General features: G+C 70.6%; 8 protein-coding genes. All 8 read left to right on the top strand.

Translation table 11 applies throughout. From position 1 onward, the window contains the following. Nucleotides 1-965 (top strand): FMN-binding glutamate synthase family protein (locus tag AOK22_RS00810; RefSeq protein WP_167357816.1); only part of this gene is annotated, 965 nt, incomplete at its 5' end. Between the two features lie 287 nt (nucleotides 966-1,252). Beyond that, on the top strand, nucleotides 1,253-2,452 hold the full coding sequence (locus tag AOK22_RS00805) for an ROK family transcriptional regulator (protein WP_055696561.1): 1,200 nt from the start codon (nucleotides 1,253-1,255) through the stop codon (nucleotides 2,450-2,452). 122 nt (nucleotides 2,453-2,574) lie between these two features. After that, complete coding sequence (locus AOK22_RS00800) at nucleotides 2,575-3,672, top strand: substrate-binding domain-containing protein (RefSeq protein WP_055696560.1); 1,098 nt, start codon at nucleotides 2,575-2,577, stop codon at nucleotides 3,670-3,672. Nucleotides 3,673-3,862: 190 nt separating this feature from the next. Then, nucleotides 3,863-4,663, top strand: a complete 801-nt coding sequence (locus tag AOK22_RS00795; RefSeq protein ID WP_079036240.1) for an ATP-binding cassette domain-containing protein — start codon at nucleotides 3,863-3,865, stop codon at nucleotides 4,661-4,663. Next, the gene (locus AOK22_RS00790) at nucleotides 4,660-5,955 is read left to right on the top strand and encodes a sugar ABC transporter permease (protein WP_055696558.1); all 1,296 of its coding nucleotides are present in this window, start codon (nucleotides 4,660-4,662) and stop codon (nucleotides 5,953-5,955) included. The genes AOK22_RS00795 and AOK22_RS00790 overlap by 4 nt, the downstream gene beginning before the upstream one ends. 264 nt (nucleotides 5,956-6,219) lie before the next feature. Beyond that, nucleotides 6,220-8,151: a 1-deoxy-D-xylulose-5-phosphate synthase gene (gene dxs, locus AOK22_RS00785; RefSeq protein WP_055696557.1), complete on the top strand. Its 1,932-nt coding sequence runs from the start codon at nucleotides 6,220-6,222 to the stop codon at nucleotides 8,149-8,151. Nucleotides 8,152-8,266: 115 nt separating this feature from the next. Further along, complete coding sequence (locus AOK22_RS00780; protein ID WP_055696556.1) at nucleotides 8,267-9,793, top strand: amino acid permease; 1,527 nt, start codon at nucleotides 8,267-8,269, stop codon at nucleotides 9,791-9,793. 83 nt (nucleotides 9,794-9,876) lie between these two features. Beyond that, nucleotides 9,877-11,327 (top strand): ArnT family glycosyltransferase (locus AOK22_RS00775; protein WP_055696555.1); only part of this gene is annotated, 1,451 nt, incomplete at its 3' end.

Below are 11,327 nucleotides of genomic sequence, written 5' to 3'. Positions count from 1 at the left end.
GCCGCACGCCCGACGGCGACTTCGACCCCGACGCGTTCGCCCGCAAGGCCGCGCACCCCCACGTCACGTGCGTGTCCCTGAAGCTCTCCCAAGGTGCCAAGCCGGGCATCGGAGGCGTGCTGCCCGGCGCCAAGGTCAACGCCGAGATCGCCGCCGTACGCGAGGTGCCCGAGGGCGAGACGGTGATCTCGCCGCCCTACCACCGGGTCTTCTCCACCCCGCGCGAGCTGGTCCGCTTCATCGCCCGGATGCGGGAGCTCGCCGGCGGCAAACCCGCCGGGTTCAAGCTCTGCGTCGGCTCCCGCGGCCAGGTGCTCGCGCTGTGCAAGGCCATGCTGGACGAGGGCACCACGCCCGATTTCATCGTCGTCGACGGCGCCGAGGGCGGCACGGGCGCCGCGCCCCTGGAGTTCGCCGACCACGTCGGCCTGCCGCTCACCGAGGGCCTGATGACCCTCCACAACGCCCTGGTCGGCACGGGACTGCGAGGCCGTGTCGCCGTCGGAGCCAGCGGCAAGGTCGCCACCGGCGCGGACATCGTCAAGCGCCTGGCGATCGGGGCGGACTACACCAACGCGGCCCGCGCGATGATGTTCGCCGTCGGCTGCATCCAGGCCCAGCGGTGCCACACCAACACCTGTCCCGTGGGCGTGGCCACCCAGGACCCCCGCCGGAGCCGGGCCCTGGACGTGGCCGACAAGGCGCGGCGCGTCGAGCGCTTCCAGCGGGCCACGGTGCGCGGCGCGCTGCAGATCATGGCCGCGATGGGGGTGGACCGCCCCGCCGAGCTGCACCCCGGCATGCTCCACCGCCGCGTCGCCTTCAGCGGGGACGTGCGCGCCTACAGCGAGCTCTACGAGTGGCTCGCCCCCGGGCAGTTGCTCGACGGCGGCACGTCGGGCGGTGCTGCGGCGGGCTGGGCGGACGACTGGAAGCGGGCCGATCCGGACCGTTTCACGGTCTGAGCCGCAGCGCCACCCGAGCCGCAGCGTTCGGCATCCGAACCCGGGAAGCCGCCCCTTCACCGCTGACGCGCCCGCCTCCCGCGCCCCACGGTCTTGTGGAACTGGCCGGTCCCCCCGGCGGGGGGCGCACAGGGGTCCGTCCCCGATCCCCGTCAAGGACTTGACTGTGGCATCTCCTTCGGCAGAGTTTGGAGTTCACAACTTGTACATGGCCCGGTTCCCGATTCCGAGGCCGGCGTCACGGGCGGTCAGGCGGTCGCCCGAAATAGGGCAAAGGGTGAGAGTCAATGGAGACTCCGGGGTCGCAGTCCTCTCTGCACCGGGCCAATCTGGAGCGGGTCGTGCGCGCGGTGCGGCTCGCCGGATCGCTCACGCAGGCGGAGATCGCGAGGACGACGGGTCTGTCGGCGGCGACGGTCTCCAACATCGTCCGGGAGCTGAAGGACGGCGGGACGGTCGAGGTCACGCCCACCTCGGCGGGCGGCAGGCGGGCCCGCAGCGTCTCGCTGAGCGGCGACGCGGGCATCGTCATCGGCGTCGACTTCGGCCACACGCACCTGCGCGTGGCCGTGGGCAACCTCGCCCACCAGGTCCTCGCCGAGGAGTCCGAGCCGCTGGACGTCGACGCGTCCGCCGCGCAGGGCTTCGACCGCGCCGAGCAGCTGGTCACCCGGCTGATCGAGGCCACCGGCGTCGACCCCACCAAGATCGCGGGCGTGGGGCTCGGCGTGCCCGGACCCATCGACGTGGAGTCCGGCACCCTCGGCTCCACGTCGATCCTGCCGGGCTGGACCGGCACCAAGCCCGCCGAGGAGCTGGGCGCCCGCCTCGGCGTGCCCGTGCACGTCGACAACGACGCCAACCTCGGCGCGCTCGGCGAGCTGGTCTGGGGGAGCGGGCGCGGGGTCAAGGACCTCGCGTACATCAAGGTCGCCAGCGGCGTCGGCGCGGGCCTGGTGATCAGCGGGCGGATCTACCGCGGGCCCGGCGGCACCGCGGGGGAGATCGGCCACATCACCCTGGACGAGTCGGGCCCGGTCTGCCGCTGCGGCAACCGCGGCTGCCTGGAGACCTTCACCGCCGCCCGCTACGTCCTGCCGCTGCTCCAGTCCAGCCACGGCACCGATCTGACCATGGAGCGCGTGGTCGGCCTCGCGCGCGACGGCGACCCGGGCTGCCGGCGCGTGATCGCGGACGTCGGCCGGCACATCGGCAGCGGCGTCGCGAATCTCTGCAACCTCCTCAACCCCTCCCGTGTCGTCCTCGGCGGCGACCTCGCGGAGGCCGGTGAGCTGGTCCTCGGGCCGATCAGGGAGTCGGTCGGGCGGTACGCCATCCCGAGCGCGGCGCGCCAACTGTCCGTGCTTCCGGGAGCACTTGGGGGGCGGGCCGAGGTGCTGGGCGCCCTCGCCCTCGCCCTCAGCGAGATGGGCGATTCGACACTTTTGGACGGATCGCTGCCTGCGACCGCACCTGTCTTCACTTAGATAACGCATGGCACCGTTGTCATCTCGTTAAGGATTTACTCCTTGACGCTGGTGTGGCGGCCGAGTTGACTTCGAGCCACCTCGGCCGCAACGACGCGGCCTCGTCAGGGAGGCACCCCACCATGAACGCAATGACGCGTCGCGTCGTCATAGGCACGGCCGCGGTCTCGATGGCGCTCGCCATGACCGCCTGTGGCAAGGCCGGAGACGGCGACGACGACAAGGGCAGCGGCGACGGCAAGACCATCGGCCTGCTGCTCCCGGAGAACAAGACCACGCGCTACGAGACCTTCGACCGCCCCATCATGGAGGCGAAGATCAAGGAACTCTGCTCGGACTGCGAGGTCAAGTACAACAACGCCGCTCAGGACATCGAGACCCAGAAGAAGCAGTTCGAGGCCCTTGTCACGCAGGGCGTCAAGGTGATCATCCTGGACGCGGTCGACTACAAGTCGACCAAGTCGTGGGTCAAGCAGGCCGACAAGCAGGGCGTCAAGGTCGTCGCGTACGACCGCCTCGCCGAGGGCCCGCTCTCCGCCTACGTCTCGTACGACAACGAGAAGATCGGCCGCCTGCAGGGCGGGGCCATGGTCAAGGCGCTCGGCTCCAAGGCCAAGGACGCCAACGTCGTCATGATCAACGGCTCGCCGACCGACCCGAACGCCCCCTTCTTCAAGAAGGGCGCCCACTCGGTGCTCGACAAGCAGGTCAAGAAGATCGCGTACGAGCAGGACATCCCGGACTGGTCGCCGGACGAGGCGAACCGCAAGATGTCCTCCGCGATCGACAAGCTCGGCAAGGACGGCATCCAGGGCGTCTACGCCGCCAACGACGGCATGGCGGGCGGCGCGATCACCGCGCTGAAGCAGCGCGGCATCAAGGTCCCGGTCGGTGGCCAGGACGCCGAACTCGCGGGCGTGCAGCGCCTGCTGAGCGGCGACCAGGACTACACGATCTACAAGGAGATCAAGCCGGAGGCCGAGACCACCGCCGAGATCGCCGTGCGCCTGCTCCAGGGCAAGAGCATCGACACGATCACCGACCGCAAGGTCAATTCGCTCAGCGGCGACTTCAAGGACATCCCCGCGAAGCTGTACGACGCGCAGGCGATCACCAAGGACGAGGTCGCCGACACGATCGTCAAGGACAAGGTCTACAAGGTCAGCGAGATCTGCACGGCCCAGTACAAGAAGGCGTGCGACGCCGCGGGTATCAAGTAACTCCCCCTTGCGGTAAAGCCGTTCGTACGACGTGGGTTCCGCGGAGCGTGAGAGCGCTCCCTGGACGTACGTGCGACGGACTCCAGTACCGGTCCGGTGCCCGCCTCACAAACCGCCCCGCAATCGGAGGGGCGGGCACCGGGCTTGCCCTTGATGCACCACCATCCCCGCCGGACAGGCGGCGAAGGAGATGATTCACGTGTCCGCTACGCCCGTGCTGGCGTTGCGCGGGGTCTCCAAGCGGTTCGGCGCCGTCCAGGCGCTCACGGACGTAGACCTCGAGATCCACACCGGTGAGGTGGTCGCCCTCGTCGGCGACAACGGCGCCGGAAAGTCCACCCTCGTCAAGACGATCTCGGGCGTCCACCCGATCGACGACGGGACCATCGAGTGGGAGGGCAGGAGCGTCCGCATCGGACGGCCCCACGACGCCCAGAACCTCGGCGTGGCCACCGTCTACCAGGACCTCGCCCTCTGCGACAACCTCGACGTCGTCGCGAACCTCTTCCTCGGCAGCGAGCTGAAGAGCGCCTCCGTCCTCGACGAGATCAAGATGGAGAAGCGGGCCAGGGAGCTCCTGGACACCCTCTCCATCCGCATCCCCAGCGTCCGCATCCCGGTCGCGGCGCTCTCCGGCGGTCAGCGCCAGGTCGTCGCCATCGCCCGCGCGCTGGTCGGCGACCCCAAGGTCGTCATCCTCGACGAGCCCACCGCGGCCCTCGGCGTCGAGCAGACCGCGCAGGTCCTCGACCTGGTCGAGCGGCTGCGCGAGCGCGGCCACGGCGTGATCCTCATCAGCCACAACATGGCCGACGTGAAGGCCGTCGCGGACAAGGTCGCGGTGCTGCGGCTCGGCCGCAACAACGGCGTCTTCTCCGTCGCCGACACCACCAACGAAGAGATCATCGCCGCGATCACCGGCGCCACGGACAACGCCGTCACCCGCCGCAAGGCGCGCACGGCCACGGCGACGAAGGAGGACGCCAAGTGAGCGACCTCGCCAAGACCCCGAAGGCCCCCGACGCCGCCCCCGTCGAGGAGTCGGCCGCGCCCGTCCCGGCCGTCGACCCGCGCCTGCTCGTCCGCGAGGAGGGCCTGGCCGGCTACTGGACCGAGTTCAAGCGCAAGATGCGCGGCGGTGAGCTCGGCTCGCTGCCCGTCGTCATCGGCCTGATCGTCATCGCGATCATCTTCCAGATGAAGAACGACCACTTCCTGGACGCGAGCAGCCTCGCGAACATCGCGGTCTTCACCTCCGGCCTCGGCATCATGGCCGTCGGCATCGTCTTCGTCCTGCTGCTCGGCGAGATCGACCTCTCGGTCGGCTCGGTGGCCGGCATGGGCGCGGCCGTCTGGGCCGTGCTGAGTGTCACGCACGGGCTCAACGACTGGCTCGCGGTGCTCATCGCCATCCTGTCCGGCCTGGTCATCGGCGCCGTCCACGGATTCTTCTTCGCCAAGATCGGCGTGCCCGCCTTCGTGGTCACCCTCGCCGGCTTCCTCGGCTGGAGCGGTCTGCAGATCTGGCTGATGGGCGGCGAGGGCAGCATCAACACGCCCGAGGGCAGCGTCGTCGAGGACCTGACCGGGCACTTCTTCGCGGACAAGGCCGCGGCGTACGGTCTCGCCGCCGTCGCGATCGTCGCGTACGCGGGGTCGCTGCTGCTCGACAGCCGCCGCCGCAAGTCCGCCGGGCTGCCCGCGCGCCCGGTCAGCGAGATCGTGCTGCGCACGGTCGTCGTCGCCGTCCTCGCGGGCGGCGCGGCGTACGAGCTGAACGAGCCCGAGGGCGCCCGCGGCCTGCCGCTGGCCCTGGTGCTCTTCCTCGCCGTCCTCGTCATCGCGGACTTCGTGGCCCGGCGCACCACCTTCGGCCGGCAGGTCTTCGCGGTCGGCGGCAACGCGGAGGCCGCGCGCCGCGCGGGCATCAGCGTCGACCGCATCCGGATCACCGTCTTCGCGATCTCCGGCATGCTGGCGGCCTTCGGCGGCCTCTTCATCGCGAGCCTCTCCGGCGGCGCGACGAAGAGCCTCGGCGGCGGCAACACCCTGATGATGGTGATCGCCGCGGCGGTCATCGGCGGCACGAGCCTCTTCGGCGGCCGCGGCAAGGTGTGGTCCGCGCTGCTCGGCATGCTCGTGATCCAGTCGATCCAGCAGGGTCTGAACCTGCTCGGCATGGCGAGTGAGATTCAGTACATGATCACCGGTGCGGTTCTTCTCGCGGCGGTCGTCATCGACTCGGTCTCGCGGCGTACGCAGAAGTCGGCGGGGCGCGCGTAGCGGCCCCCTGAACTGCGCGGTTCCCCGGCTGCGGGTTCGTCGTGGCCGGTCGCGCGGTTCCCCGCGCCCCTTTCCGGCCCCTCCGGGCCATCGAGGGACGCGCCTTGCGCACCGGTCAGGGAACATCTGTTCCCTGACCGGTGCGTCTGTTCGTGTGACCGGGAATTCGCCTCCCGGACGCGGTCCACGGCGACGGAACATTAGACTCGACAGACCCGGCAATGCTCGAACAGCACATGTCAGCTCTATTGCAAGGAGGCACGGGTGCCGCTGCTGACCCGCATCACGGGACCGCGCGATCTGGACCGGCTCAGCGCCGAGGAGCTGAACCAGCTGGCCGGAGAGATCCGGGGCTTCCTGGTCGACGCCGTCTCCAAGACCGGCGGCCACCTCGGTCCGAACCTCGGTGTGGTCGAGCTCACCATCGCCCTGCACCGGGTCTTCGAGTCGCCCCAGGACAAGGTCCTCTTCGACACCGGCCACCAGAGCTATGTGCACAAGCTGCTCACCGGCCGCCAGGACTTCGGCAAGCTCCGCAACAAGGGAGGCCTGTCCGGCTACCCCTCGCGCGCCGAGTCCGAGCACGACGTGATCGAGAACAGCCACGCCTCGACGGTCCTCGGCTGGGCCGACGGCCTGGCCAAGGCCAACCAGGTGCGCGGCAAGGACGACCACGTCGTCGCCGTCATCGGGGACGGCGCGCTCACCGGCGGCATGGCCTGGGAGGCGCTGAACAACATCGCCGCCGCCAAGGACCGCCCGCTGGTCATCGTCGTCAACGACAACGAGCGTTCCTACGCCCCCACGATCGGCGGGCTCGCCGACCACCTGGCGACCCTGCGCACCACCGACGGCTACGAGCGCTTCCTGGCCCGCGGGAAGGACATCCTGGAGCGCACGCCCGTCGTCGGCAAGCCGCTCTACGAGACCCTGCACGGCGCCAAGAAGGGCCTGAAGGACTTCATCGCCCCGCAGGGCATGTTCGAGGACCTCGGCCTGAAGTACGTCGGCCCGATCGACGGCCACGACATCGAGGCCCTGGAGTCCGCCCTGCAGCGCGCCAAGCGCTTCGGCGGCCCGGTCATCGTGCACTGCCTCACCGAGAAGGGCCGCGGCTACAAGCCCGCCGAGGACGACGAGGCCGACCACTTCCACGGCATCGGCCCGATCCACCCCGACACCGGCCTGCCCATCGCCGCGGGCGGCATGGACTGGACGTCCGTGTTCGGCGAGGAGATGGTCAAGCTCGGCCACGAGCGGGAGGACATCGTCGCGATCACCGCGGCGATGCTGCAGCCGGTCGGCCTGGCCAAGTTCGCCAAGGCGTTCCCCGACCGGGTCTACGACGTCGGCATCGCCGAGCAGCACGCCGCCGTCTCGGCCGCGGGCCTGGCCACCGGCGGGCTGCACCCGGTCTTCGCCGTCTACGCGACCTTCCTCAACCGCGCCTTCGACCAGCTCCTGATGGACGTGGCCCTGCACAAGTGCGGCGTCACCTTCGTCCTGGACCGCGCCGGCGTCACCGGCACGGACGGTGCCTCGCACAACGGCATGTGGGACATGTCGATCCTCCAGTGCGTGCCGACCCTGCGGATCGCCGCCCCGCGCGACGCCGACCAGGTCCGCCTGCAGCTGCGCGAGGCCGTCGAGGTCGACGACGCCCCGACCGTCGTGCGCTACTCCAAGGGCGCGGTCGGCCCGGCGGTCAAGGCCGTCGGCACGGTCGGCGGCATGGACGTGCTGCGCGAGCCGGGCGCCGACCGCCCGGACGTCCTGCTCGTCTCCGTCGGCGCGCTCGCGCCCATGTGCCTGGAGATCGCCGACCTGCTCGACAAGCAGGGCATCTCCACGACCGTGGTCGACCCCCGCTGGGTCAAGCCGGTCGACGAGGCCATGGCGCCGCTCGCCGAGCAGCACCGCGTCGTCGTCACCGTCGAGGACAACTCCCGCGCCGGCGGCGTCGGTTCGGCCGTCTCCCAGGCACTGCGCGACGCCGGTGTCGATGTGCCGCTGCGCGACTTCGGCATCCCGCCGCGCTTCCTCGACCACGCCTCCCGCAAGGAGGTCATGGCCGAGATCGGGCTGACCGCCCCGGACATCGCCCGGCAGGTCACCGGCCTGGTCGCCAAGCTGGACGGCCGATTCGAGCGGTCCACCGCGGTGTCCGTGGACTCCGTGGAGCCCGCCCGCGACTGACCGTCAACCGACGCGGCCGATGGGCCGGTCCCGACACCCTGTACGGGTGGTGGGACCGGCCCATTCGCGTGAATGGGCCCGTGCCGGGGCTTACGGGGTACTCGGTCTCTCGATCATGTCGGGGACGACAAGCGTGGGAGGTACGCCCGTGAGCAGCACCCTCTTCAGGACGAAGAGCGTCGAGCAGTCCATCAGGGACACCGAGGAGCCGGAGCACGCGCTCAAGAAGTCGCTGTCCGCGCTCGATCTCACGGTCTTCGGCGTCGGCGTCATCATCGGCACCGGCATCTTCGTCCTGACCGGAAAGATCGCCAAGGAGACGGCGGGGCCCTCGGTGGCCCTCGCCTTCGTCGTCGCCGGCCTGGTCTGCGGACTCGCGGCGCTCTGCTACGCCGAGTTCGCGTCGACGGTGCCGGTGGCCGGGTCCGCGTACACCTTCTCGTATGCCTCGCTCGGCGAGTTCCCGGCGTGGATCATCGGCTGGGACCTGATCCTGGAGCTGGCACTCGGCTGCGCCGTGGTCGCGGTCGGCTGGTCCGGCTATCTGCGCTCGCTCCTGGACACCGCGGGCCTGCATCTGCCGCAGGCGCTCAGCGGGACGCACGAGGGGAAGTTCGGCTTCGACCTGCTCGCCTGCATCCTCGTGCTCGTCCTCACCGCCATCCTCGTCGCGGGCATGAAGCTCTCCTCGCGGGTCACCAGCGTCATCGTGGCCGTCAAGGTGACCGTGGTGCTCCTGGTCATCGTCGTCGGGGCCTTCTTCATCACCGGTGCCAACTACGACCCGTTCATCCCGCCGACCGAGCACGTCGAGGGCGGCGGCGGCATCACCGCGCCGCTGGTCCAGCTGATCTTCGGCTTCACGCCGTCGAACTTCGGCGTGATGGGCATCTTCACCGCGGCGGCCGTCGTCTTCTTCGCGTTCATCGGCTTCGACATCGTCGCCACCGCCGCCGAGGAGACCCACAACCCGCAGCGCGACGTGCCCCGCGGCATCCTCGGCTCGCTCTTCATCTGCACGCTCCTGTACGTCGCCGTCTCCGTCGTCGTCACCGGCATGCAGAAGTACACCGACCTCTCCACGGACGCGCCGCTCGCGGACGCCTTCAAGGCCGTCGGGCACCCCTTCTGGGCGGGCCTGATCAGCTTCGGCGCGGCCGTCGGCCTCACCTCGGTCTGCATGATCCTGCTGCTCGGACAGACCCGCGTCTTCTTCGCGATGAGCCGCGACGGACTGCTGCCGCTGACCTTCTCCAAGGTCCACCCGAAGTTCGGCACCCCCTACCGCTCGACGATCCTGCTCGGTGTCATCGTGGCCGTCGTCGCCGGCTTCACCTCCATCGACGAGCTGGCCGAACTGGTCAACATCGGTACGCTGTTCGCCTTCGTCGTCGTCGCCCTCGGCGTCATCCTGCTCCGCAAGCAGCGCCCCGACCTGCCGCGCTCCTTCCGCACCCCGCTGGTGCCGTTCGTCCCGATCCTGTCGGTGCTCGCGTCGCTGTGGCTGATGCTGAACCTGCCGGCGGAGACCTGGCTGCGGTTCGGCGTCTGGATGGTGCTCGGCGTGGTCATCTACTTCGTGTACGGGCGTTCGCACAGCCGGCTGCACCAGCGCGACCCGCAAGCGGGTGACGCCCTGTAGTCACTCTTCTTCGGTGCACCTTGTTGCCCGGCCCCGTATGTCCCGATCCGTAGGGAACTGCGGGGCCGGATAGCGTGCTCCATATGCTCGCCGCGCCCTCCGCATCACTACGCTCCGTACGCACCCTCCGGGTGCCGGGCCCGCGCAAGGAGTACGTCCCCGGCGGTGCCCGGGATCCGTACTGGACCCGGCTGCTGCCGCTGCTCGCCGCCCTGGCGTGCGTGACCCGGCTGCCGTCCTTCCGATGGTCGCTGTGGAACCCCGACGAGGGCTATCTCGCCGTCCAGGCAAGGATGTTGGCGGACGGCGGCGAGCTCTACGAGACGGTCGTCGACCGCAAGCCGCCGCTCGTCCCCTGGCTCTACGCGGGCGCCTTCGCCCTCTTCGGTGACACCTCGCTGCTGCCGCTGAAGATCCTCGCGGTCGCCGCCCAGCTCCTGACCGCGGTGCTCCTGGCCTCGCTGGCCCGGCGCCGCTGGGGGGACGGCGCGGGCCGCACCGCCGGCGTCCTGTACCTCCTGATCTCGATCGGCCTCAACCCGGAGGACACCCAGGCGGCCACCTTCGAGATCTTCATGCTGCCCTGCACGGCCGCCGCCATGTGGTGCGCCGACCGCCGCAGATGGGGCGCCGCGGGCACCGCGGTCGCCTGCGCCTTCCTCGCCAAGCAGACCGGGGGAGCGGTGCTGCTGCCGGTCGCCTGGCTGCTGTGGCGGGCCGGGATGCCCCGGCGGGACGGACCGCGCCTCGCGGCCGGTCTGTGCGCCCCCGTGCTCGCCGCGGCCCTGCTGACGACCCCCTCGGGCTTCCTGTTCTGGACGGTGACGGGCTCGGGCGCGTACGCCTCCTTCACGGGATCCGAACTCCACGTCCTGGTGCGGGGGTTGGTGAACGCGGCGATCCTGGCGGCGGCCTGTGCGGGCGTCCTGCCGCCGGTCGTACGCGTCCTGCGCATCGCCCGCACCGGGGCGGGCGACCTGTGGCTCTGGCTCGCCGCGTCCGCGGCCGCGGTCCTGCTCGGCTTCCACTTCTTCGGCCACTACTACCTGCAACTCATGCCGCCGCTCGCCCTGTTGGGAGCGGCGGCCCTGCACATCCTGCCGGGCGAGCGGACCGCGCGGGCGATCGTGGTCTCGGGGTGCGCGTGCGCGGTCTTCCTGGCCTGGGGCCTGCTCGCCCCGCGCCCCGACCTGGCGCACGCGGTGCGCCTCGCGGAGACGGTCAAGGCGCACACCGCCCCGCACGACCGGGTCCTGTTCTGGGGCATGCACCCCGAGACGTACTGGCTCGCCGATCGCGCCCCCGCCAGCCGCTATCTGACGGCGGGTCTCCTCACGAACTACAGCGGGGGGCGCGACGGCCCTCAGGTGGGCGAGAAGTACGGGGTCGCCGGGGCCTGGCCCGTCTTCCGTGCGGAGCTGCGGGCCCGCCCGCCGGCGATGGTGGTCGACGACTCGCGGGGCAAGCCGTTCGCCCCGGAGCGGGTCCCTTCGCTCAGGCGGGCGCTGGGGGCGGGGTACGAGCCGGTGATGTG

It is taken from the genome of Streptomyces silaceus (assembly GCF_001419745.1).
GTDB lineage: Bacteria > Actinomycetota > Actinomycetes > Streptomycetales > Streptomycetaceae > Streptomyces > Streptomyces silaceus.
This window is presented reverse-complemented; position numbering and strand designations above follow the sequence as displayed.

Coding starts and splice junctions, on each gene's coding strand:
- AOK22_RS00795 (WP_079036240.1), top strand. CDS start 3,863: ATGATTCACGTGTCCGCTACGCCCGTGCTGGCGTTGCGCGGGGTCTCC.
- AOK22_RS00780 (WP_055696556.1), top strand. CDS start 8,267: ATGTCGGGGACGACAAGCGTGGGAGGTACGCCCGTGAGCAGCACCCTC.
- AOK22_RS00800 (WP_055696560.1), top strand. CDS start 2,575: ATGAACGCAATGACGCGTCGCGTCGTCATAGGCACGGCCGCGGTCTCG.
- AOK22_RS00805 (WP_055696561.1), top strand. CDS start 1,253: ATGGAGACTCCGGGGTCGCAGTCCTCTCTGCACCGGGCCAATCTGGAG.